This window comes from Ferviditalea candida (assembly GCF_035282765.1).
Lineage (GTDB): Bacteria > Bacillota > Bacilli > Paenibacillales > KCTC-25726 > Ferviditalea > Ferviditalea candida.
In genome coordinates, this window is record NZ_JAYJLD010000004.1 from 30,809 (window position 1) to 53,150 (window position 22,342).

General features: G+C 48.4%; 22 protein-coding genes, 2 pseudogenes and 2 riboswitches. Of the genes and pseudogenes, 20 read left to right on the forward strand and 4 right to left on the reverse strand.

Annotated elements, in window-relative coordinates; genetic code table 11:
* Positions 1-7 precede the first annotated feature (7 nt).
* From galU to VF724_RS03890, 14 genes and pseudogenes are all read left to right on the forward strand, one after another.
* Positions 8-898 carry a UTP--glucose-1-phosphate uridylyltransferase GalU gene (gene galU, locus VF724_RS03825; protein WP_371752897.1) on the forward strand — a complete coding sequence of 297 codons (891 nt, stop codon included), beginning with the start codon at positions 8-10 and terminating at the stop codon, positions 896-898.
* On the forward strand, positions 895-2,094 hold the full coding sequence (locus VF724_RS03830; protein ID WP_371752898.1) for a glycosyltransferase family 4 protein: 1,200 nt from the start codon (positions 895-897) through the stop codon (positions 2,092-2,094). The genes galU and VF724_RS03830 overlap by 4 nt, the downstream gene beginning before the upstream one ends.
* Complete coding sequence (locus tag VF724_RS03835; protein ID WP_371752899.1) at positions 2,057-3,124, forward strand: glycosyltransferase family 2 protein; 1,068 nt, start codon at positions 2,057-2,059, stop codon at positions 3,122-3,124. The genes VF724_RS03830 and VF724_RS03835 overlap by 38 nt, the downstream gene beginning before the upstream one ends.
* An 18-nt stretch (positions 3,125-3,142) precedes the next feature.
* On the forward strand, positions 3,143-4,288 hold the full coding sequence (locus VF724_RS03840) for a glycosyltransferase family 1 protein (RefSeq protein WP_371752900.1): 1,146 nt from the start codon (positions 3,143-3,145) through the stop codon (positions 4,286-4,288).
* Entirely contained in the window at positions 4,285-5,187 is a 903-nt protein-coding gene (locus VF724_RS03845; RefSeq protein ID WP_371752901.1) for a glycosyltransferase family A protein, read from the forward strand. The genes VF724_RS03840 and VF724_RS03845 overlap by 4 nt, the downstream gene beginning before the upstream one ends.
* A 39-nt stretch (positions 5,188-5,226) precedes the next feature.
* Positions 5,227-6,300 (forward strand): EpsG family protein, encoded by a 1,074-nt coding sequence (locus VF724_RS03850; RefSeq protein WP_371752902.1) that lies wholly within the window; start codon positions 5,227-5,229, stop codon positions 6,298-6,300.
* 18 nt (positions 6,301-6,318) lie between these two features.
* On the forward strand, positions 6,319-7,362 hold the full coding sequence (gene galE, locus VF724_RS03855) for a UDP-glucose 4-epimerase GalE (protein WP_371752903.1): 1,044 nt from the start codon (positions 6,319-6,321) through the stop codon (positions 7,360-7,362).
* 6 nt (positions 7,363-7,368) lie between these two features.
* Complete coding sequence (locus tag VF724_RS03860) at positions 7,369-7,962, forward strand: sugar transferase (RefSeq protein ID WP_371752904.1); 594 nt, start codon at positions 7,369-7,371, stop codon at positions 7,960-7,962.
* Positions 7,963-8,189: 227 nt separating this feature from the next.
* Positions 8,190-8,849 (forward strand): acetyltransferase, encoded by a 660-nt coding sequence (locus VF724_RS03865; protein ID WP_371752905.1) that lies wholly within the window; start codon positions 8,190-8,192, stop codon positions 8,847-8,849.
* A gap of 356 nt (positions 8,850-9,205) precedes the next feature.
* Positions 9,206-9,604 carry a hypothetical protein gene (locus tag VF724_RS03870; protein ID WP_371752906.1) on the forward strand — a complete coding sequence of 133 codons (399 nt, stop codon included), beginning with the start codon at positions 9,206-9,208 and terminating at the stop codon, positions 9,602-9,604.
* A gap of 5 nt (positions 9,605-9,609) precedes the next feature.
* Positions 9,610-10,857, forward strand: a complete 1,248-nt coding sequence (locus tag VF724_RS03875) for an aminotransferase class I/II-fold pyridoxal phosphate-dependent enzyme (protein ID WP_371752907.1) — start codon at positions 9,610-9,612, stop codon at positions 10,855-10,857.
* Between the two features lie 11 nt (positions 10,858-10,868).
* Positions 10,869-11,243: pseudogene (locus tag VF724_RS03880) on the forward strand (glutamine--fructose-6-phosphate transaminase (isomerizing)); the annotation flags it as partial.
* A 134-nt stretch (positions 11,244-11,377) separates the two neighbouring features.
* Positions 11,378-11,728, forward strand: a complete 351-nt coding sequence (locus tag VF724_RS03885; protein WP_371752908.1) for a helix-turn-helix domain-containing protein — start codon at positions 11,378-11,380, stop codon at positions 11,726-11,728.
* Positions 11,729-11,818: 90 nt separating this feature from the next.
* Entirely contained in the window at positions 11,819-12,154 is a 336-nt protein-coding gene (locus VF724_RS03890) for a helix-turn-helix domain-containing protein (protein WP_371752909.1), read from the forward strand.
* A 4-nt stretch (positions 12,155-12,158) separates the two neighbouring features.
* Here the strand turns inward: VF724_RS03890 and VF724_RS03895 are convergent, their stop codons facing one another.
* The 3 genes from VF724_RS03895 to VF724_RS03905 all read right to left on the reverse strand — a co-directional run bounded on the left by VF724_RS03895 (position 12,159) and on the right by VF724_RS03905 (position 13,722).
* Positions 12,159-12,335 (reverse strand): anti-repressor SinI family protein, encoded by a 177-nt coding sequence (locus tag VF724_RS03895; RefSeq protein WP_371752910.1) that lies wholly within the window; start codon positions 12,333-12,335, stop codon positions 12,159-12,161.
* 296 nt (positions 12,336-12,631) lie between these two features.
* Positions 12,632-12,715: riboswitch (cyclic di-GMP riboswitch) on the reverse strand.
* Positions 12,716-13,048: 333 nt separating this feature from the next.
* Positions 13,049-13,228, reverse strand: coding sequence for a hypothetical protein (locus VF724_RS03900; RefSeq protein WP_371752911.1), 180 nt, complete (start codon positions 13,226-13,228; stop codon positions 13,049-13,051).
* A gap of 245 nt (positions 13,229-13,473) precedes the next feature.
* Entirely contained in the window at positions 13,474-13,722 is a 249-nt protein-coding gene (locus tag VF724_RS03905) for an SHOCT domain-containing protein (protein ID WP_371752912.1), read from the reverse strand.
* Between the two features lie 108 nt (positions 13,723-13,830).
* On the opposite strand from VF724_RS03905, the gene VF724_RS03910 reads away from it, so the two are divergent.
* The 6 genes and pseudogenes from VF724_RS03910 to VF724_RS03935 all read left to right on the forward strand — a co-directional run bounded on the left by VF724_RS03910 (position 13,831) and on the right by VF724_RS03935 (position 20,933).
* The gene (locus tag VF724_RS03910; RefSeq protein WP_371752913.1) at positions 13,831-14,718 is read left to right on the forward strand and encodes a DMT family transporter; all 888 of its coding nucleotides are present in this window, start codon (positions 13,831-13,833) and stop codon (positions 14,716-14,718) included.
* Between the two features lie 127 nt (positions 14,719-14,845).
* A pseudogene (locus tag VF724_RS03915) lies at positions 14,846-15,402 on the forward strand (5'-methylthioadenosine/S-adenosylhomocysteine nucleosidase).
* Between the two features lie 25 nt (positions 15,403-15,427).
* Positions 15,428-15,943 (forward strand): DinB family protein, encoded by a 516-nt coding sequence (locus tag VF724_RS03920; protein WP_371752914.1) that lies wholly within the window; start codon positions 15,428-15,430, stop codon positions 15,941-15,943.
* A complete protein-coding gene (locus VF724_RS03925; protein WP_371752915.1) occupies positions 15,940-16,395 on the forward strand; it encodes a DinB family protein in 456 nt (151 codons plus the stop codon). Before VF724_RS03920 ends, VF724_RS03925 begins: the two co-directional genes overlap by 4 nt.
* Before the next feature lie 283 nt (positions 16,396-16,678).
* Entirely contained in the window at positions 16,679-17,086 is a 408-nt protein-coding gene (locus tag VF724_RS03930; protein ID WP_371752916.1) for a Fur family transcriptional regulator, read from the forward strand.
* Positions 17,087-17,276: 190 nt separating this feature from the next.
* A complete protein-coding gene (locus tag VF724_RS03935; protein WP_371752917.1) occupies positions 17,277-20,933 on the forward strand; it encodes a PAS domain S-box protein in 3,657 nt (1,218 codons plus the stop codon).
* A gap of 11 nt (positions 20,934-20,944) precedes the next feature.
* On the opposite strand, the gene VF724_RS03940 is transcribed toward VF724_RS03935, so the two are convergent.
* Positions 20,945-21,298, reverse strand: a complete 354-nt coding sequence (locus VF724_RS03940; protein WP_371752918.1) for a rhodanese-like domain-containing protein — start codon at positions 21,296-21,298, stop codon at positions 20,945-20,947.
* A gap of 838 nt (positions 21,299-22,136) precedes the next feature.
* Positions 22,137-22,221, forward strand: a riboswitch (cyclic di-GMP riboswitch).
* Positions 22,222-22,342 lie beyond the last annotated feature (121 nt).

Here is a 22,342-nt window from a genome sequence, read left to right on the forward strand (position 1 = left end):
AGACAAGATGAGAATAAAAAAAGCGATCATTCCCGCCGCCGGTCTAGGCACCCGGTTTCTTCCGGCAACCAAGGCGATGCCCAAAGAAATGCTGCCGATTGTCGATAAGCCGACGATTCAATACATCGTTGAGGAAGCGGTGGAATCCGGAATCGAGGATATTCTGATTGTAACGGGAAAAGGCAAGAGGGCGATCGAGGACCACTTCGACAATTCCTTTGAGCTGGAGCGGGATTTATTGGAAAAACGCAAATACGAACTGCTGCAGGAGGTTCAAAAATCCTCCAGTCTAGTGGATATCCATTACATTCGCCAAAAAGAACCGAAGGGATTGGGGCATGCCATCTGGTGCGCCCGCAAGTTCATCGGAAATGAGCCGTTCGCCGTGCTGCTGGGGGATGACATTGTAAGCTCCGATACACCCTGCCTGAAGCAGATGATCAACCAATATGCACGCTGCCGCTCATCGGTAATCGGAGTGCAGCATGTACCCGATCATGAGGTTTCAAGATACGGCATTGTGGATGGAGACAAAATTGAAGAACGTTTATATAGCGTGAAGCATTTGGTTGAAAAGCCAAGGAAGGAAGAGGCGCCCTCGAATCTCGCGATTTTGGGGCGCTATATTCTTACTCCGGGGATTTTTGATATTCTAAGCGAGCAGCAGCCGGGAGCGGGCGGCGAAATTCAGCTTACGGATGCGATTGCCGAATTGAACCGCTATGAATCCGTTTATGCATACGATTTCGAGGGAACCCGGTTTGATGTCGGAGAGAAGATGGGATTTATTCAGACGACTATTCAATTTGCCCTCAAGCGCGAGGATTTAAGGCGCGGTCTGCTGGACTATCTTTCCAAAGTGATGGAGCAGGAATTCAAGTTGCAGGGGCAGCCATGATTTCCCGGGATGCGAACGGACTGGCGGAAGTGCCGAAAAAGGTATTGTTTGCAGCTACGGTGGATTTCCATTTCGCGAAGTTTCATCTGCCTTATTTAAAGTGGTTTAAAGAGCGGGGCTGGGAGGTTCACGTGGCTGCAAACGGGGAGCTCGAACTTCCATACGTCGATAAAAAGCACAATCTTCCCATTCAAAGATCGCCCTTTAAGCTGCAAAACGCGAAGGCTTACAGTCAGCTGAGGTCGATTATTGACAGCAACGCGTACGGGATCATCCACTGCCATACACCCATGGGCGGAGCGCTTGCCAGATGGGCCGCCAGAGCGGCGCGAAGGCGGGGGACCAAGGTGCTCTATACGGCGCATGGCTTTCACTTTTACAATGGCTCGCCGTTGTTTAACTGGCTGGTCTATTATCCGGTCGAAAAAGCGTTGGCCCGTTATACCGATTGCTTAATTACGATCAATGAAGAGGACTATAATTTGGCGGTTCGATACCGATTCAAGGCCGGGCGGATTGAACACGTGCACGGTGTAGGGGTAAACGATCAGCTTTTTAAACCGGCACAAGAAGCGCAAAAGCAGGAATTAAGGACGAAATTCGGGTATCGGCCGGATGAGTTCCTGATGTTTTATGCCGCCGAGTTCAATCCAAACAAAAATCAGCAGATGTTGATTCAAGCATTGGCGCTCATTCAGCATCAGGCGCCAAGAATAAAGCTGCTGCTGGCGGGCAGCGGGCTGTTGGCCGCCCATTGCAAAGCTTTGGCGGCCGAGCTCGGTGTGGAGAATATGGTTGATTTCCTCGGCTACCGGAACGATATCAAGGAATTGCTGCAGATGTGCGACGTTGCAGTAGCGTCAAGCTATCGCGAGGGTCTGCCCGTCAATATTCTGGAAGCCATGGGATGCGGGCTGCCGATCATCGCCAGCCTTAATAGAGGGCATCGGGAGCTAGTCAAGGATGGGGTCAACGGTTACTTGGTATCGAACGGAGACAGCAGGCAGTTTGCGGACCGGATGCAGCAGCTGAGTCAGTCCCGGGCGCTGTGCAAACAAATGGGAGATGAAAGCCTTCGCCGGGTCAAGCCATTTTCGCTTTCCCAAGCGGGGGCCGAGCTCGGCAGGATTTACTCGCATTACGTTATGGAGGAGCGGGATGAAACCGAAAGTCAGTATTATAGTGCCTATATATAATATGGAACGTTACTTGAAGCGCTGTTTGGAAAGCTTGCTATCGCAAAGCCTGGATGACATTGAGGTTATTGCCGTGAATGACGGGTCTACGGATGCAAGTGCGGAAATCCTGCATGAATTTGCGGCAAGAGACGGCCGACTGGTTGTCATCCATAAGCCGAACGGCGGAGTTTCCTCGGCAAGGAATGCAGGAATGGCAGCGGCGCGGGGGGAATATTTGGGATTCGTCGATCCCGATGATTGGGTAGATGCCGATATGTATAAAGCCATGTATGAATTGGCCGTTCACAGACGAGCCGATATCGTCATGTGCGGATACGTAAGGGAATTCGGCACACATTCCAAGGAGAAGAAGTTTGATCTCCCCGAGATCAGCACCTTCCGAGATCAGGAGATTATCACGAGCATCATGAGGCGGTTGGTCGGTCCGCTAAACGAGGAGATCGCAAAACCGGATTTTCTCGATGCCTGGGGCACCGTCTGGTCCAAGATTTACCGTGCCGGGATGGTTAAAGAGCAGGCCGTCCTGTTTACCGATCTAAGCGAGGTGGGCACGAATGAAGACTCGCTGTTCAACATTCACGCGTGTTATTACGCCAAAACATTCGTCTTTCTGAACAGGCCTTATTACCATTATTGGCGGGAAAACACCGCGTCGGTCACATCCGGTTACAAGCCCGATTTGCTGCGGCAGTGGTCGACGCTTTATAGCCTGATCGAAAGCTTCCTGGATGAAAAAAAGCTGCACCCGGACTTTTATAGGGCTCTGGATAATCGTAAATGCTTGAATACTCTGGGATTGGGACTGAATACGATCAGCCCGGACAATCAAGCGATCCTGCCGGAAAAACTCAAAAAACTGAATGCCATATTGAATGACAGTCAAATACAGCGGTCCTTCAGACAATTGGAAACGGAACGTATGCCGTTTGTTTGGAGGGCATTTTATTTTTGCGCCAAAGGCCGATTCGTCATCGGTTTTTATTTCATGCTGGTTGCCATTGACCGGCTCAGAAAGATGATCAGATAGGAGATAGGAGTGTTTTCGTTGGAGCCTATTCGCATCTTGCAGGTGGTTACCATAATGAACCGCGGCGGACTGGAAACGATGCTGATGAATTATTACCGGCAGTTGGACCGCGGCAGGATTCAATTCGATTTCATGGTTCATCGGGCGGAGAAGGGATACTATGACGATGAAATATTGAAATTGGGCGGCAAAATTTACCGAATGCCCCAGATCAGGCCCGGCAATTACCGGTTATATTTCCGAATGCTTGATGAATTTTTCGCCACCCATCGGGAATACAAGGTCGTGCATTCCCATATTAATGAAAACAGCAGTTTTGTGCTCCGCGCGGCGAAGCGGGCCGGGGTGCCGTGCCGGATCGCCCACAGTCATCTGAGCGATTTGGGAATCGATATCAAGCTGCCGTTTCGACTGTATGCCAGATTTGCAATGAAAGATTATCCGAACCGGTATTTCGCTTGTTCGAAAAAAGCCGGTCAATGGCTGTTCGGCAAAAGAAAATCCGATTCAAATCAGATCACCGTTCTGAACAATGCCGTGAATGTTAGAGACTTCAAATATGATGAGGCGCTTCGGAATCAAGCGAAGCTTGAATTTGACGCCGGAGATCGATTGGTTATCGGCCATATCGGCAGATTCGTCAAGCAGAAAAACCACAGTTTTCTGCTGGATGTTTTTAAAGCGGTGCATGACAAACGGCCCGACTCATTGCTTATCATGATAGGCGATGGCCCGCTTCGGCCTGCGATTGAGGATAAGGCGGATCAATTGGGTTTGACCGGCAACGTTCGATTTTTGGGTGTCAGGGCGGATATTCCCCGCTTGATGCAGGGGATGGACTTATTTTTGTTTCCATCGCTTTTCGAAGGCCTGCCCGTTGTTCTTGTGGAAGCTCAGGCCGCGGGCTTGAGATGCGTTGTATCGGATACGATTACAAGCGAAACCGATGTTACGGGCCGGTTGGATTTTGTAAGTCTGAAGGCATCACCGGACGCATGGGCCGATATCATCCTGGCGTCGTCCTATGAGCATAAAGACACATCCGGATTATTGGGCCGAAGCGGTTACGATACCGCTGAAATGGCGAAGTGGCTGACCCGATATTACGAGGAAAATTTCATGCCTGAAGAGGCAAATCGGGATTTTGTGGAGGCTTTCCGATGACTGCGACATTAACAGTATTTACACCGGCATATAATCGCGCGCATACGCTTCATTTGTGCTACGAAAGCCTGAAAAGGCAGACCAGCAAGGATTTCGTCTGGCTGATCATCGACGACGGGTCGGAGGATCATACAAGAGAGCTTGTCGAGCAATGGATCGCTGAAGGTTCGGTGCCGATCCGCTATCAATACCAGGAAAATCAAGGGATGCACGGAGCCCACAATACGGCCTACGAGTTGATCGACACGGAGCTGAATGTATGTATCGACTCGGACGATTATATGGCCGATGATGCGGTTGAGAAAATTATTTCTTTCTGGAGGAAAAACGGGAGCGATCGGTACGCAGGCATTGTCGGATTGGATGCCGCTCCCGACGGCAGGGTGATCGGCACCCGAATGCCGGATCATTTAAGGGAATCCACGCTTTCCGACCTTTATGCCATTCACAAGGTAAAAGGAGATAAGAAGCTTGTTTACCGGTCAGAGCTAACGCGGAGCTTTCCTCCGTATCCCATTTTTCCGGGCGAGAAGTATTGTCCGCTGAGCTGCAAGTACGTTTTGATCGACCAGCAATATCCGCTGCTTGTCATGAATGAGGTTCTATGCCATGTCGAATATTTGCCGGACGGCTCAAGCATGAACATCATCAAGCAGTACAAGCGGAATCCGCGCGGATTTTTATTTTTCCGATCGGTGGCGATGCGGTACGCACCTTCCTATAAAGAGAAATTCCGCGAATCGATGCATTTTGTCTCCAGCAATTTAATGATCCGCAATTACAGGTTTTTGCTGGATTCTCCCTGCAAGTGGACGACGCTGCTGGCCGCGCCCTTTGGCTTGCTGCTGTATTTGTACATTCAGCGCACCGGCAGGGCGACGGTGCTGAAGCAGACCTAAGCCTGCCCTGCTTGAATTTTTCATGAAAGGAACCGGCAGATGACCGTATTTTGGCTGACGTTGTTTACTGTATTTATATTGTCGTTAATGGCCAGATATTTGGCCAAGCCCGTTCCGTCAGGTCCGGGTCCGGTATATATTCAGCCGAACCGGTATTATGTTTTCCTGGTCATGGCCGTGCTGATTCTGGTATCGGGGCTGCGAAGCAATATCGGCGACACCTTTTTTTACATGTATTCCTATAAATTAAAGCCCTTGACTTTGGCGGATATCGGGTTTAGCGGGGATTTCGGCTTTAATCTGCTGCAAATGCTGCTGCAGCAGTTCACCGCGGATCCGCAGTACCTGATTTTTTGGGTTGCTTTATTTACGAACGCCTTGATCATTCCTGTTCTATATAAATACTCCAGTTTATTTGAATTAAGCGTGTTTCTGTACATTACGACAGGGATGTATTTGACATCCATGAACGGAATCCGGCAATTTCTTGCGGCTTCCATTATTTTTGCCGCCACCAAATATATTTTTGAGGGTAATTGGAAGAAGTATTTTGCTGGAGTGCTGCTGGCTTCAACCATCCACCAAAGCGCGCTGATCCTGATTCCCGTTTACTTCATCGTCAGACAAAAAGCATGGACCCGGCAGACGCTGTTCTTGCTGCTTGCGGCGATATTCATCGTCGTCGGCTTCAACCAGTTCTCCCATCTGCTGTACTCGGCCATTCAAGATACCAGATACAGCCAGTACCGGAATTTGGAGCAGCACGGAGCCAATATGATGCGGGCGGTCGTGGCGGCGATTCCGCTCATTCTTGCTTATCTTGGGAGAGAGAGGCTGCGGGGAATTTTCCCAAAAAGCGACTATATCGTGAATATGTGCTTGATCAACCTGATGGTGATGATGATTTCCACACAGCAGTGGATATTCGCACGGTTCAGCTTTTACTTCGGTCTGTATGAGCTCATCTTGATTCCCTGGCTGGTCAAATTATTTGTTCCGAAGGATCAAAAGCTGATCTACTACACCATCTTGATCAGTTATTTTCTCTATTACTTTTATGAGAATGTGATCAGCTTGAACATCTACTATCAAAGCCATTTTTTCAAAATATAGTGTATCAGGGGGTATATCATGCCCATACTCGTCACCGGAGGCGCCGGCTATATCGGCAGCCATACGTGCGTGGAGCTGCTGAATGCGGGCTATGAGATCATCGTCGTCGATAATTTTTCCAACAGCAAGCCGGAAGCGCTGAAACGCGTCGGCGAGCTGACGGGAAAGCGATTCATCTCCTATCGAGCGGATTTGCTCGACCGGGAGGAGCTGGAATTCATTTTTACCCGGCATCGGATCGAAGCGGTCATTCACTTTGCGGGATTCAAGGCCGTCGGAGAGTCCGTCAGGATGCCGCTGGAATACTATATGAACAATGTTGCGGGGACGATCGCCCTTTGCCAAGCGATGGCGAAATTCGGCATCAAGAAGCTGGTGTTCAGCTCATCCGCTACGGTGTACGGCGTGCCGGAGAAGGTGCCGATTTCCGAGGATTTTCCCCTGAGCGCGATGAATCCGTACGGACGGTCGAAGCTGATGATCGAAGACATCCTGCGTGATCTTGCCGTTTCCGATACAGAATGGAGCATAGGGATTTTACGCTATTTTAATCCGATCGGAGCGCATAAGAGCGGACGTATCGGAGAGGACCCGAACGGCGTGCCGAATAATCTGATGCCCTATATCACGCAGGTGGCCGCGGGCAAATTAAATCGGCTCAGCGTATTCGGCGATGATTACGACACCCCTGACGGGACGGGCGTAAGAGACTATATTCACGTGGTCGATTTGGCAAAGGGGCATTTAAAGGCGTTGGAAAAGATCTTCTCGTCAACCGGCGTGGAGGCTTATAATCTTGGCACCGGCAGAGGGTACAGCGTTTTGGAGATGATTGCGGCGTTTATTGAAGCGTCCGGCATGGAGCTCCCCTACACCATTGTCGGGCGCAGGCCCGGAGATGTGGGCGCCTGCTTCGCCGATCCGACGAAGGCCGGAAATGAGCTCGGCTGGACAGCGGATAAAGGGATCGCGGAAATGTGCGAGGATGCCTGGCGATGGCAGGCGAACAATCCGAACGGCTATGAAGAGGAAAGCATTCGAATGGAACAAGTGAGGAGTTAGATCGTCATGAAGCGGCTTTTTGACTTGTCGGTTTCCATATTGGCATTAATGCTTTTATTCCCGGTGCTGATTGTGACCGCCGTTCTGATCCGATGGAGATTGGGCTCGCCGGTCCTGTTCAAGCAGCAGCGGCCGGGACTATACGGCAGACCCTTCTATCTCTATAAATTCCGCACGATGACCGAGGACAGGGACACCATCGGCAATCTGCTGCCCGACCGCGAAAGGTTGACAGCCTTCGGGAAATTCCTGAGAGCTTACAGTCTGGATGAATTTCCGCAATTGATCAACGTCATCAAAGGCGATATCAGCTTGGTCGGCCCGAGGCCGCTGCTGATGGAGTATTTGCAGCTATATTCGGAGGATCAGGCCAAGCGGCATCTGGTGAAGCCCGGAATTACCGGGTGGGCCCAAGTGAACGGAAGAAATGAACTGGCCTGGGAGAAGAAGTTCGAGCTGGATGTGTGGTACGTGGAGCATCAATCGTTCCTGCTGGATCTCAAAATTATCTGGATGACCGTCTTTAAGGTGTTGAGATCAGAAGGCGTCGCGCAAAAAAATCATGCAACCGTGGAGAAATTCAGCGGTTCAAAATTATAAGAGCGTGTTCAAAAAGGCTAGCGAAGAAAAAGGGGTGTGTCGGAGGAGCGGAAAGTTTTTGCTCCCGAAGCAGTTTTCTGCGAAAACTTTTACACCTTTGAAATCGTAAAACAACCGCTAAATTGAATCCTGTTTTTTCGATTTCAACAGTGACCGGAGGCACACCCCTTTTGCGCAATGACCCAACTTTTTGAACACGCTCTATAACTAAAGAAGAAGTGATGGAAATGGAAATTGCCGTGATTGGCGGAGGGGGCCACAGCAAGGTGGTTCAGGATATTGTTCATGCCGACGGGATTCATGCCGTAAAGGCCGTTCTGGACGATAAATACACCGACATGCGCATGGATAACGGAATATATACGGGCCCGATATCCGAAGCACGCAGATTGCTGACGATGTTGCCTTCGATCAAGTTTGTGGCTGCCATAGGCCACAATGAAACCAGGAAATCGGTGGTGGCGAAGCTGGGCTTGCCCGATGAGCATTATGCCGCATTGGTTCATCCTACGGCCGTAATCAGTCCGAGCGCCATGATCGGCCCGGGTACGGTCGTGATGCCGAATGCCGTGATTAATGCGGATGCCAGGATTGGAAGCCACGCGATTATCAATACCGGGGCAGTGATTGAGCACGATAATCGAATTGGCGATTATGCGCATGCATGTCCGAGGGCTGTGCTTACCGGGACGGTCATCGTGGAAGAAGGCGCGCTGATCGGGGCGGGAGCGGCGGTCGTGCCGGGGACGTGCATCGGACAATGGGCTGTGATTGGAGCGGGAGCCTCAGTCATCGGCGATATTCCGGAGTATTGTACGGCCGTTGGAACTCCAGCCCGCGTAATTCACAGATCAGAGGGCGGGATGCCCATCAGAGGAGTGCTTTAAGCGTTGAAATTGCAATCAGGGAGTTGGGAATAACGAAACCAAAGTTGATGATGACCCGACGCTTTTTCTGAAAAAGGGGATAAACAGCATGCTCGGTTTGCTGGGGTTAAGCGCAATTGGTGCATACCCTTTTATGTTTAAGCGGTTTTGGTACGAAGTCAGGGGGGGCATCTAAGCGTTCAAGGAGCTTCCCAAAGCTTTTGAAGGGTGGAAATTGGTTCAATTCAGCGACATTCATCTCGGTTTTTATTACGGAGTGCAGCACTTTCAGCGTGTTGTCGGGATCATTAACCGGCTAAAGCCGGATATTTTGTTTTTTACCGGCGATCGGCTACATCGATCATGAAGGTTCGCGTTTGTATATTGCCGGTGTGAATGACGCCCTGTTTGACCATGCCGATATTCAGGGAGCCGTGCAAGGTTTGTCGGCTCAGGATTGTGTGATGCTGTTGGCACACGATCCCGATCTTGCCGATGAGAGCAGCAAATACGGGGTCAGCGCGCAATTTTCCGGGCGTTCCCACGGCGGACAGGTCAGGCTGCCTTTCTATGGACCGCTGTTTACTCCCGATCTTGCCCAAAAGTACATCGGCGGCTTATATGCGGTCGGAGAGGACCGGATGCAACTGTATGTTAATTGGGGGATCGGCTGCACGGAAATGCCGGTCCGTTTTTTTTTTTTGCAGGCCGGGGATTACCGTATTTTACCTGCATGCTTGAGTCTAGAATCCAACTCAAAAAAAGAACGGTTGTGATCATAATGAAAGTGCTGAAAAGCCGGCAAAGACTATTTCTTTCCGCTCCGCACATGAGCGGTAATGAACAGAAGTACATACAGGAAGCGTTTGATAGTAATTGGATCGCGCCGCTCGGACCGAATGTCGACGCGTTCGAGCGGGAGCTTGCCGCCTGCGTCGGGATCGAGGCAGCCGCAGCGGTCAGCTCCGGAACGGCGGCGATTCATTTGGCGCTCCGATTGTTGGATGTCAAATCAGGAGACAGAGTGTTCTGCTCAAGCCTGACTTTTGTCGCCAGTGCGAATCCGGTTGTTTATCTGGGGGCCGAGCCGGTGTTTATCGATTCGGAGCCGGAAACATGGAACATGTCGCCGCAGGCTCTGCAGCGGGCGATGGAGGCTGCCTGCCGGGAAGGGAAGCTGCCCAAGGCGGTCATCGTTGTTCATTTGTACGGGCAAAGCGCCAAAATGGACGAAATTCTTGCGGTATGCGGCGAATACGATGTCCCGGTCATCGAGGACGCGGCGGAATCGCTCGGTTCGACTTATAAGGGGAGAGCGAGCGGGACGATGGGCAAGTATGGAATCTATTCTTTTAACGGCAATAAGATTATCACCACCTCCGGCGGAGGGATGCTCGTTTCCCGCAATGCGGAGGATATCGCGAAGGCGCGCTTTCTGGCGACGCAGGCCCGGGACCCTGCCCCGCATTATCAGCACAGCCAAATGGGATATAACTACCGGCTGAGCAATGTGCTGGCGGGCATCGGAAGGGCTCAGCTTGAGGTGTTGCCGGACAGAGTGAATGCCAGACGCCGGATTTCCGAGCGGTACTTCCAAGAATTGGCGGATGTTCCCGGTATTCGGTTTATGCCCGAATTGGAGAATACGCGCTCGAACCGTTGGCTTACCGCCTTAGCCGTTGATGAACGGGAGCTCGGCGTTTCCAGGGATCATTTACTGAGAAGCCTGGCGGAGGACAATATTGAAGCGCGGCCTGTATGGAAGCCGCTTCATCTGCAGCCGCTTTTCGAAGGAGCGGCCTATTATTCCCATGATGAACAGCATCATGTAGCGGAGCAGTTGTTCCAAACGGGGCTTTGCCTGCCTTCCGGTTCGAATATGGCCGAGGAGGACCAAACGAGAGTGATCGAATGCTTGAAGAGCATACTCAAAAAGGGGTGGCGGAAAAAAAGGGGTATGTCGGAGGAGCGAAAGTTTATGCTCCCGAAGCAGTTTTCTGCGAAAACTTTTACGCCTTTGAAATCGTAAAAAACCGCTAAATTGAAAATTATAAAGCGATTCATGAAACCTATTTGAACAATGAAAAATTCACCAGCGATACGGACACGGAAGTGATTGTTCGGCTTGTGGAGAAGCTTGCAAGCGGCGGTTTGGAGACGGAGGAGGTTTTCGGCAAAGCGCTTCGGCTTTTGGAGGGCTCTTTTGCGATTTCGTTACTGGATCATCAGGATCCCGGTAAAATTTATGTCGGCAAAAACAAGAGCCCGCTGCTGATCGGCGTCGGATCGGATTTTCACGTGATTGCCAGCGACGCCATGGCGATGCTGCAGTTCACAAATCAATTCATTGAACTGATGGATGAGGAAATTGACGAACAGCCTTTCGTCATCTGCAATCTCATCGAAAAATACCGACTCGGGATGAAAATCATGATCAAGTTTCTGGGTTTATCGACATCAGCGCCCCGCGCGATCACCTCCTGGACATTGCTTCGCATGTTCCCGTTCAGACGGGGCTGAGTCAAGAACGCGAAAAAAGAGGGAATGAGATGATAGGGAAAAATATTCATTCGATTCGAAAGCAAAGAGGCCTGACATTATCCGAGCTTGCCGAGCGCACGGGCATTTCCAAGTCGTATTTGAGCAACATTGAACGCGATCTCAAGCAAAACCCCTCGATTCAGGTGATGGAGAAAATCGCCTCGACATTGAAAGTCGATCTGAAAATCTTGCTGAAGATGACGATGGAGGCCGAAAACAAGCAGCAGCTTGAAAAGGAGTGGCTCGACTTTATCAATGAAATGAAACAAACCGGGATAGAAAAAGAACAAATTCACGACTATAAAATCTTGATTGATTTTATCAAATGGTATAATGATTGCAGCACTCGGGGTTCTTAATAAAACACGATTTGTTCGTTTAAAGAAAATTTGATAAAATAAATCTAGTGGCTTGCGGATTAATTATTTTTTGAAAGAGGAAGAAGTCCAATGATTGGAAAACGATTGCAGCAGCTGCGAAAAGAAAGGGGATTGTCTCTGTCGATGCTGGCGGAACGCGCCGGAATCGCCAAGTCTTATTTGAGCAGTTTGGAGAGGGATATACAAAAAAATCCTTCGATTCAGGTTCTTGAAAAAATTGCGGGCGTTTTGAAAATTCCGGTGGATAGGCTTCTTGATCAAGAAAACGATTCAGAGGATGAAACCGTACTTGATCATGAGTGGCAGGAACTGATCAAAGAAGCGATGACATCAGGCGTAGATAAACAGCAATTTCGGGAATTTCTGGAGTTTAACAAATGGCGTTTAAACAATCCGAATAAATAATTCATCAGGTGATATCCTGGCTGCTGCCGGCAGCGGCAGTATAAATTTGTGTTCCCCTGTCGGAAGCGCTTCTTAAGAATGCACGAATTTCCTCAATGCTGATCCCCAGTTTGCGGGCGGTTAGAATCAGTTCGGTCCACTCTCCATCCAGTTCCTTCGCATTGGCCAAGTTCATATCCATTATCTTTACTCCTCCTGTAATCACAACGATTCATTTTTGATTCAGTTGAAAAAAATTTTGGGGGCCACCCCTCTAATCGCAATGCTCGATACGAATTGTATCTTGAAGGGTGAATTAAGATTCAGGATTGCGGGTTTCTCCCGCGTTTCAGGATCTCCTTGAGTTTGGTCGTGTCAATATTGAGATGGAGCACAATTTTTCCAATGTCCACAACGATCCGATCCTGTTTGCCCATGCGCTGTTCCCCTTTTCTTCCATTAAGAACAAGAAAGTAAAAATAAGAAAGCCGACCATAGGTATGGATTGGCCGGTTGCATCACTCGCTCCTCATGCCTCAGATGCCCACATAAAAGACATGAATCATCGCTTCCATTTTCAAGCTTCCTCGATATTTCATTTGCCCAACTTTCACAATTATAGTCATTTTCTAAAAAAAATACTGTCACATCCTGTGTGTCGAACATATTTTTTTTGTCACAAATCGTAAAAATATCATGAATATGAATCTTTTTTCCCAGCCAATGCGATCAATCACGATCAATCGGCATTTCATCGAAATAGACCAACTAGTCTTTCAAAGGATGAATGCCGTGAACCGGAATGAGATGAAAGAACTATGGACCAAGCCTATGGAAACGTTCCTTTCCATTTGTTAATTTTGAGCTTTGCGTTCCAAATGATTAAGTCGTTCATTGAGTTGGTCATAATCAACTTCAAGAAATTTGATTTTTCCGGTTGACTTGATTGAAATTATTTCGGGTTTCCGCTATAAAGTCGTCTAATTTTACGTTCATGCTTTCCATCTGTGAATTCATGTTTTCAATTTTTGCGTTCATGGTTTCCTGGTTTTTTAATATTGCGCTCAGCATTTCGCGTTCTGTCATGTCGGTCATTGGGTTTCACTCCTTCATGGATCGAATGTGACTCTGATCACTTCAAATTTATTATTAGTTTAATCCTTTTTTTAAGGGCTTGCACGATATTTTTGATACATGTTTGAACAAAAAGCGGGGGCTGGTGTCAAAAATAGACCGCAAGCCTTTGCCGGGGGGCGGTCTACTTCTGCTGATGATGAAATCATCAGATATTCACAACGGCTCTTCGCGCTACTGGGTGGGTTAATGGCTTTTAACGAGAGTCATAGCCCTTCCGCTGCTAAAACCTCCCTCATTTTCTTAAACTCTTCTTCCGAAATTTCTCCTCTCGCAAAGCGTTCCTCCAAGATTTGCAGCGCGGTGCTTGGTCTGTTCGCATGCTGCTGGGAAAAGCCCCGCAGGAAATGCACAATGAGAAACAATACCCCTATGACAACGGCCAGCTGCACGACCATTCCAATGATGCTCATTCCCCAGAAACCGTTAAAAAAATGACCATATCCGCCCATCATTTTTACCACACTCCTTTAGGATTTATGATAATATTGCTATATCCATTATGTTCCATCATCCTTCTTTATTCTGTGACATTTTTAATACATCCGCAAGGAGTTCATGAGATGCTTCTACGATTATTGTTTGTGATGCTGTGGGCGTCCGCCGCAATTGCCGCCAAGCTCGGCCTATACTCATCTCCGCCCTTGACTCTGGCAACCATCCGGTTTATCGCGGCCGGCATGATTCTGTTTGCTTTTGTTTATGTGCTGAATCGGAGATACGCTTGGCCCAGCCGGGCAGAGTGGATTCCGCTTATCCTGTTGGGGCTGCTGAATACGACTATTTACCTTGGCTTATCCTTTTGGGCATTTACTACGGTTTCTGCGGGCATCTTCAATTTGTTTGTTACGGTAAATCCGTTTATTGTGGCTTTGCTGTCGCATATTTTTCTGCATCGGAAAATCCTCGGCCGGGAATGGACCGGCATGGGCCTTTCAGCGATCGGTCTGAGCATCGCAACATTCCCTTCCTTGATGGAGAGCTCCGCCACACTGCCGGGATTGGCTGCGGTCGCGATCGGAATGATCGCGATGGCCAGCGGAAGCGTCTATTTTAAAAAGAAGGATTTGCAGCTCCCCGGAATCGTGATCAACACATGGCAGGTATTGCTCGGAGGGATTTTGCTGATGCCGTTCACCGTATGGTTTGAATTCGATCAAGGCGTGCGCTTGGATATGTATTTTTGGGGCTCGCTGATCTGGCTGGTCGCGGCCGTTTCAATCGGCGCCATGCTGCTGTGGTTTCGATTGCTGAAGCAGGACCCGGTCAAAGCGAACAATTGGCTGTTCGCGACCCCGATTATGGGTTATCTGTTGGCGGCAATTTTTCTTCATGAGACCATCACTCCGTTTGACGGCATAGGCACTGTTCTGGTTATCATAGGATTAATCAGTTCCGGGAATGTGACTCTTCGAAAATTGGCTCCGGCAAGCAAATCATCGGGAGGATAAAGGGGCACACAAGCCATTTCCATTTTCCATATAATGTGTTAAAAAGAATGGGGAATGGGGAATGCATATGAGGCGAACGGGGATTATGGGGGCTCTCGATGAGGAGATAGCCTTTCTGCTGCAACGCATGACCGTGCGTAAAGTCGTAAAAATCTCCGGCAAGAAATTTTATGTGGGCCGTTTGAATCAAGTTCCGATTGTTCTGGTCAAATCGGGAGTCGCGAAAGTCAATGCCGGGTTGGCCAGCCAAATCCTGATCGACCGCTTTTGCGTGAAGCGCATTATTTGGTCGTTTCCACCAAAACCCAGCAATATGATGTGGACTTCCGGCCTCTTTTTCCGCTTGGCGTTATTCCTTATATGAAGACATCCGTTTTTCCGGCAAACCCGAAGCTTGTTGATTTGGCTGTAAAATCAGGCAGGAGGCTGCGGAAAGGAAAGACGGTTCCGGGGAAAATCATATCGGGCGACCGCTTTTGTTTTTCCCTAAAAGCCATATTGGGCGGTGTGGCTGTTGATGCGGAAAGCGCTGCAGTCGGCCAAACGGCTTTTTTGAACAAGGTTCCCTATGTGGTCATTCGGACGATATCCGACCAGAATAATCTCGAACAATTCCGGAAATTTCTTAAACCGGCGGCGCTGCGCTCGCAATATATTGTGCTGGGTATGTTAAAATTGCTGTAAAACAATATTTATGGAGGTGTCAAGCATGGAAGCCATACAGCCGATTTTGGCGAAGAGGTTTGAAGAGATTGAGAAGAGAATCCTGTCCGTTTTGGACCAGTTGAATGACGATCATGTCAATTGGCGTCCCAATGAATCAAGCAACAGCATTGCAAACATCATTATGCACCTTAGAGGAAATATCGGTGAACGGGTTACGAAGGGTATCCATCACAAGGATTTTGCGAGAAACAGGGATCAGGAATTTGAAACGGTTTACGCGTCGCAATCGGAATTGAGGGATATCATCAGGCAGTCCTTTCAGGAACTCATCGAAACGGCAAGGAATATTTCCGAAGAGGGCTTGCAGAGAACGCAAACGGTAAGAAACGCCGAAATCACGAACCTCGACCTGCTGGTGCAAATGGCGGCCCACTCTTCAGAGCACATGGGTCAGATCCTGTATATCGCAAAAATCTGTCTGGATGATAAATACATAACAACCACCATACCGAAGAAAAGAGATAAACAAGCGATTGATATCTATAATGAAGGCAGGTGAGGCGATTGAACACGATTCAGATGATGTATAAGCATTTAGATTGGGCCAATCAGCGGATTCTGGAAGCCTTGCGGAATGGAGAAGTCCCGCAGCAGGCCATCCGCCTGTTTGCCCACATTTTACAAGCGGAACAGGTTTGGTTAACCCGGCTGCAAGGAAAAGACAGCTCAAGCTTGCCGATTTGGCCGGACATCGATCTTGCAGCCTGCGCTCAGCAGGCGAAATCGAACAATCAACACTTCCAGGAATACCTCTCCGGTTTTAACGACACGAATGTCCAGCAAATCATTTCTTATTCGAACAGTCAAGGAAAGCAATTCCGTACTTCAATCCATGATATTCTGACCCATGTCGCGCTTCATGGACAGTATCACCGCGGCCAGATCAATTTGCTGCTGCGAACGGCAGGAAACGAGCCGGTCAACGTTGATTTTATTACTTTGGTTAGATGAACGCCCGGATCAGGACGGATCGGAGGAAAAAACGGCATGAACATTGATAGAATCGACCATTTTGTGTTGATCGTAAACAATATCGGCGAGTTTTATTCGTCTGTTCTGAATTATTTGTAAGCTTTTCGGGAGCAGCCATTTTGATCCTTTCCGGTGTCATTGCCTGCTTAACTTGGCGAACCAGCGATTTTTTGGTAAAGTTAAAACGTGTGATGAACACGGTCGTCATTGCCAGCGCAGTGAGATCACGCGAAGGGAGCAGTACCGAGTGGAGAACGGCAACATGAACCAAATGCTTGATATAATGGCCAAAAACGGCTGGAGAATTACAGAGCAGCGCAGAATGATTGCAGAAATCTTCTCTCAGGACGACGGATATTTGTCCCCGAGGGATGTCTATGACCGGATGAGCTCCAAATATCCCAGCGTCAGTTTCGATACCGTTTATAGAAATCTTCGAATGTTGGATGAGATGGGCGTTCTCGAGCAGTTTTATTTTATGGACGGCGGCTTGAAATTCAAAGCCAAATGTTCCTCTCACCACCATCATCACTTAATCTGCATGAACTGCGAGAAAACATTGACATTTGACGACTGCCCGATGGAACAAATCGTGAAATTGCCCGGCAACTTCAAGATCGTCAGTCATCATTTTGAAGTTTACGGGGTTTGCGAGGAATGTCAAATCTGATCCGGCCAATCGGGCGCACAGAATCGGGGTAGAGAAACCCCGTTTTTTTATGTTTCAAACTGTATGGCATCGCGAGCCCTAATTGTTTAATCGCAGACTATGGAATATAATAGGAGGAAAATGTTGAAAAAAATCGAATTATGTTGAATATATATACGGATTCTGTATTTGTGATGAAGGAGAGCAGAAGATGAGTCCAGATCAAAAATGGAGCAAGGTCTTGTTGCAGCTGCTGTTGAACCAAAGACGGCCGGGATTCATGTTTCTCTTGTTTCTCATCCTTTTGTTCTTTTGGATTATTGAGCCCTCCTATCATGTTGATGTAAACGCACAGATACCGTATTTATCGCTGCATTCGATTTTAGAAACCTTTTCAATTGCCGTGTCGATTATGATATTCGGCATTATTTGGCATTCCTATAACAGGGAACGGGCGGGGAATAGTATCCTGCTTGCATGTGCCTTTTTGATGGTTGGGCTGATCGATCTTGCCCACATGATCTTCTATCCGGGGATGCCCGGGTTGGGGATATCTAGCAATGAAGAGACCGGAATTTATTATTGGTTGATCGCGCGGTTTCTGGGGAGCATTGCGCTGCTGTTGGCCGCAATACTGCCTTGGAGGCCTTTCCGTTCGCGATATACGCGGTATGTTTTTCTGTTCGGAAGCTTGATCCTGGTCGCATGCGTCTATTGGTCCGGGTTGTTTTATGAGAATTTTTTTCCCAAGACCTTCGTTCCGGGAGCAGGGCTGACTCCATTTAAAATGGGTACGGAGTACTTGATTTCGGCGATTCATGCGGTTACCGCCCTCATTCTGGCATCCCGTTTTGGCAATGACCGGCCTTTTGACATAAGCCATCTGCTGACCAGCGTCATTGTCATGGGAATGAGCGAAATATGGTTCACCATTTATAATTCAGCGACTGATATTTATAATTTGATGGGACATGTCTATAAGATTATTGCCTACTATTTTTTATATCGCGCGGTATTCGTGGATAGCGTGCAGGAACCTTTTCGACGGCTGTATCAATCGGAATATCTTCTGCGCAAGAACGAGGAGTGGTTGTCCACAACGCTCAGAAGCATCGGTGACGCAGTGATCGCGACCGATTCACAGGAGCGGGTGGTATTCTTGAACCCGGTAGCCGAGCACTTAACCGGTTGGACCATGAAGGATGCGGAAGGGCAAAAGCTCAACGACATTTTCCGGATTGTGAATGAAACGACCCGCGAAAAGGTGGAGTCCCCGGTTGAAAAGGTGCTGCGGGAAGGAAAGATCGTCGGCTTGGCCAACCATACGGTGTTGATTTCCAAGGATGGGACGGAATTCCCGATCGATGACAGCGCGGCGCCCATTTGCGACATCCAAGGAAATATTATGGGGGTTGTCCTGGTTTTTCGGGACATTTCAGAGCGCAAACGGATGGAAAAGCGGCTCAGAGTCAAAAAAGAGCAGTTGGAGTCCTTTGTGAAGCATACGGCTGATGTCATTGCCATTTTTGACTTGGAAGGCCGCGCGCTTGAATTGAATAATGCCTATGAGACTATATTCGGTTGGACGGTGCAAGAAGTATTGGGGGGGATGCTGCCAAGCATCCCGGAGCATTTGATCGGAGAGGCGAAGAGCATCTTCAAGGAAGTGCGACATGGGAAAAATATCATCGGATTTGAGACGATCAGACAGCATAAAGACGGACAATTCATTAATGTAAGTGTAACATATTCCCCCGTTTGGGATGCTCAGGGAAATATCGTCGCCGTCTCCGGAATCCTGCGGGATATTACGGAAAGCAAGCAAAAAGAGCAGGAACAAAAGCGGTTGGTTGCCATTCTTGAAGCAACGACCGACTTCGTTTCCATCAGCGATCGGCATGGCCGCGTATTATATTATAATCAGGCGGCCCGCAAAATTTTGGGAATTGACGATCATGAAGACATATCGAAGATTCACATACCCGATACCCATCCCGAATGGGCGGGGAAACTCGTTATTACGGAGGGGTTGCCGACGGCTTTAAAAGAGGGGAAGTGGAGCGGGGAGACCGCTTTTCTCAGTCGGAACGGCACAGAAACCCCGGCGCATCAAATTATTCTTTCACATAAATCGTCCGACGGCAAGGCGGAGTATTATTCTACGATTGCCCGCGATCTGACGGATATCAAAAAATCCGAGGAGCGGGAGCGCTTAGCCGCGCAGGTGCTGGAAAACATATCGGAAGGCGTGCTGATTACGGACCGTAAGGGCATCGTCGTTTCCGTAAATCCGGCATATACGCAAATTACGGGGCATACTGAAGAGGATCTCATCGGCAAGCACGTGCGAATATTGAGCTCGGGAATAGATGATGGCGATTTCTATAAATTTCTGCGAAAAAAATTAATCGAAACGGAGCAATGGGAAGGGGAAGTTTGGGATCATCGGAAGAACGGGGAAAGTTATTTTAAACAGATTGCGGTCAGCCCGGTCAAGGATAAGCGGGGAAAAAGGACACATTACGTTGCAGTCACCAAGGACATTACCCCGCGCAAACGGATGGAAGAAAAAATCCAATATCAGGCTTATCATGATATCTTGACTGATTTGCCGAATCGGATCTTGTTCCTGATCCGGCTTACGCAAGCGATTAAGCATGCAAAGAAATATCAGCTGATGGCGGCCGTGATGTTTCTTGATTTGGACCGCTTCAAACTGATTAACGACACATTGGGTCACAGTACGGGCGACCTTCTGCTGCAATCTGTGGCAGCACGTTTGCTGGACAGTGTAGGAAGCGACGATACGGTTTCCCGATTGGGCGGGGATGAATTTTTAATCCTGCTGCCCCGGCTTGCGAACGCATCTGAGGCCGTAAACGCGGCGGAAAGCATCCTCGAAGCCTTGTCCCACCCTTTTGTATTGAATCGGCAGGAATACTTCATCTCAGCAAGCATCGGGATCAGCTTCTATCCGATTGATGGGGACGATGAGGAAACCTTGATCAAAAATGCCGATACGGCGATGTACCTGGCCAAAAAGGAGGGCAATTGCTATCACATGTTTACCTCGGCCTTGAATGCCAAAACCTCGAAACGGCTGCGGCTGGAAACCGATTTGCGGAAAGCGCTTGAGCGCGAAGAATTTATTCTGCATTATCAGCCGAAGGTGGATCTTCGCACGGGCAAAATTACCGGTATGGAGGCCTTGGTGCGTTGGCAGCATCCCGAATTCGGGATGATCCCTCCGAATGAATTCATTCCCTTGTCGGAGGAAACGGGGTTGATTATTCCCCTCGGCGAGTGGGTGCTGCGTACGGCTTGCCGGCAAAATAAAGCATGGCAGGAGGAAGGCTTTCCGCCGGTTCGAATAGCGGTCAACCTCTCCTTCCGCCAGTTTCAGCAAAAAAATTTGACGGAGACGCTTGCCCAAATCTTAAAGGAGATCGGGCTCGCTCCATACTATCTGGAATTGGAACTGACCGAAAGCATTATCATGAACAATCCGGATACGACAATTCGGATTTTGCAAGAAGTGAAGGACATGGGAATTTGGATATCGCTGGACGATTTCGGTACCGGATATTCTTCGTTAAACTATCTGAAACGTTTGCCGCTGGATACTTTAAAGATTGACCGTACATTTGTGCAGCAGCTTGGAACCCATCGTGATAAGGCCATTGTAAGAGCCTTGATCGATCTGGCGCATCATTTGGATATCAAAGTGATTACGGAAGGGGTGGAAACGGAAGATCAGTTGAAACTCTTGCGTTCCTTCCAGTGCGATGAAATGCAGGGTTACATTTTTAGCCCTCCCGTATCTGCAGAAACGTTTAGGCAGATGCTGCAAAAACATTTTGAACAATAGCCGGGGGCCGATTATTTGCTGTTTTTGATGCGATCCCAAGCCGACATGCCGCCCATGACATTATATATTTTTTTGAAGCCCTCTTTTTTAAGCAGGCTGCAGGCGGAAGAGCTTCGGCCTCCGCTTTGGCAGATCACATAGATTTCCTTCTGCTTATCCAGCTTCGATAAATGGTTCGGCAAATTGGCCAGCGGGATATTGTTGAAGTTGCGGATGTGATTCGCTTTAAATTCGTCTTTTGTGCGGACATCAATAAAAATTTTGTCCCGCGGGCTTTGCATCACTTGCTTCAATTGCTCCGCAGAAATTTGGTTGACTTTGACATTCGTACGATCGGATCGGCGAAAAAACGAAAAAATGCCCATCTTCATCCTCCTCGTATAATCAGTTTAGAAGTTCTTTTTAAGCGAATTTCCAACTGATCCGGACAGTTGAAAAGAGCTTAATCGAATTTCCAATTTAATAAGAGATGGTGGGTATTTACTTGGGGTGGAGGGCGTAGCCCCACCATGTACAATTCATGGCCGGGGACGGTCGGAAGCTGTCCTGCTTCTCTGTCACCAACGACCGCGGCGGGCCCGGTCTTCCTACCGGCTGGATAAATCCATGAGCGACCCTGTGAATATTTCTTTATCCGTTACGCTCAGCGTCATGAAACACATGGAGACCGAGGTCAAAAAACTGCTGGTCTTTATGCTACTAAAGACCAACAAGCAGTACACACCACCGAAGAGGAGGAATTGAATCCATTCCCTGATTTTTACTCCGTTTCCACTTAGCCCGCCCTCGAAAGTTGTCTGAAAATTTCGTCCACGGGCAGGGCTTAGTTTGGTATTGCCATTTTTCCGCTCCAGGATGTTTTTTCTCGAGATTTTTTCCAATTTCCATTGATCATCCCCTTGACATTCCACCGCTAGGCTTTTGTTTGCCTGCAATTGACATGATTATATACCCTGGCTGGTATATAATCAATCCTTTCGGCAATTCACATTTTGCCAATTCGCAGCCCTATGGGCCTTCACTCCCATGTTTATGGGGTACTTCGAAAGAAGTTTTGATTACCGGGACGAATGTATCAAGGATGATCTGACGAAATATGTCGTTAAAATTAAAAATTTGTTGTAATATAAGATTTTTTATATTGACATATAGGAATTTTTTACTAATAATAAATTTGGTGTGAAAAACATAATTTTCTAATCAATTTGAAAAAGGCAAACCAGTCGAAAGACAGGGACGCAAAGCTTCGGGCCTAAAGATGACCATCCATGGCGGCCGGGCTGCCAAAAGGAGAAGTATACAATTCCCTTTTGGGAATTTTTTATTGTCCGAAGAGGGGGGCAATTCGACCTAAAAAATACACACACCGGTATTATGCAAATCGACAAAAGCTATCGGATAACAATATG

What these genes read in the sequence shown, in the direction of transcription:
- VF724_RS03895 (WP_371752910.1), bottom strand. Translation starts at nt 12,335, where the DNA reads ATGGATATGAACTTGGCCAATGCGAAGGAACTGGATGGAGAGTGGACC.
- VF724_RS03905 (WP_371752912.1), bottom strand. Translation starts at nt 13,722, where the DNA reads ATGATGGGCGGATATGGTCATTTTTTTAACGGTTTCTGGGGAATGAGC.
- galU (WP_371752897.1), top strand. Translation starts at nt 8, where the DNA reads ATGAGAATAAAAAAAGCGATCATTCCCGCCGCCGGTCTAGGCACCCGG.
- VF724_RS03885 (WP_371752908.1), top strand. Translation starts at nt 11,378, where the DNA reads ATGATAGGGAAAAATATTCATTCGATTCGAAAGCAAAGAGGCCTGACA.
- VF724_RS03835 (WP_371752899.1), top strand. Translation starts at nt 2,057, where the DNA reads ATGAAACCGAAAGTCAGTATTATAGTGCCTATATATAATATGGAACGT.
- VF724_RS03865 (WP_371752905.1), top strand. Translation starts at nt 8,190, where the DNA reads ATGGAAATTGCCGTGATTGGCGGAGGGGGCCACAGCAAGGTGGTTCAG.
- VF724_RS03875 (WP_371752907.1), top strand. Translation starts at nt 9,610, where the DNA reads ATGAAAGTGCTGAAAAGCCGGCAAAGACTATTTCTTTCCGCTCCGCAC.
- VF724_RS03860 (WP_371752904.1), top strand. Translation starts at nt 7,369, where the DNA reads ATGAAGCGGCTTTTTGACTTGTCGGTTTCCATATTGGCATTAATGCTT.
- VF724_RS03940 (WP_371752918.1), bottom strand. Translation starts at nt 21,298, where the DNA reads ATGGGCATTTTTTCGTTTTTTCGCCGATCCGATCGTACGAATGTCAAA.
- VF724_RS03845 (WP_371752901.1), top strand. Translation starts at nt 4,285, where the DNA reads ATGACTGCGACATTAACAGTATTTACACCGGCATATAATCGCGCGCAT.
- VF724_RS03910 (WP_371752913.1), top strand. Translation starts at nt 13,831, where the DNA reads ATGCTTCTACGATTATTGTTTGTGATGCTGTGGGCGTCCGCCGCAATT.
- VF724_RS03830 (WP_371752898.1), top strand. Translation starts at nt 895, where the DNA reads ATGATTTCCCGGGATGCGAACGGACTGGCGGAAGTGCCGAAAAAGGTA.
- VF724_RS03935 (WP_371752917.1), top strand. Translation starts at nt 17,277, where the DNA reads ATGAGTCCAGATCAAAAATGGAGCAAGGTCTTGTTGCAGCTGCTGTTG.
- VF724_RS03900 (WP_371752911.1), bottom strand. Translation starts at nt 13,228, where the DNA reads ATGACCGACATGACAGAACGCGAAATGCTGAGCGCAATATTAAAAAAC.
- VF724_RS03850 (WP_371752902.1), top strand. Translation starts at nt 5,227, where the DNA reads ATGACCGTATTTTGGCTGACGTTGTTTACTGTATTTATATTGTCGTTA.
- VF724_RS03930 (WP_371752916.1), top strand. Translation starts at nt 16,679, where the DNA reads ATGAACCAAATGCTTGATATAATGGCCAAAAACGGCTGGAGAATTACA.
- VF724_RS03920 (WP_371752914.1), top strand. Translation starts at nt 15,428, where the DNA reads ATGGAAGCCATACAGCCGATTTTGGCGAAGAGGTTTGAAGAGATTGAG.
- galE (WP_371752903.1), top strand. Translation starts at nt 6,319, where the DNA reads ATGCCCATACTCGTCACCGGAGGCGCCGGCTATATCGGCAGCCATACG.
- VF724_RS03890 (WP_371752909.1), top strand. Translation starts at nt 11,819, where the DNA reads ATGATTGGAAAACGATTGCAGCAGCTGCGAAAAGAAAGGGGATTGTCT.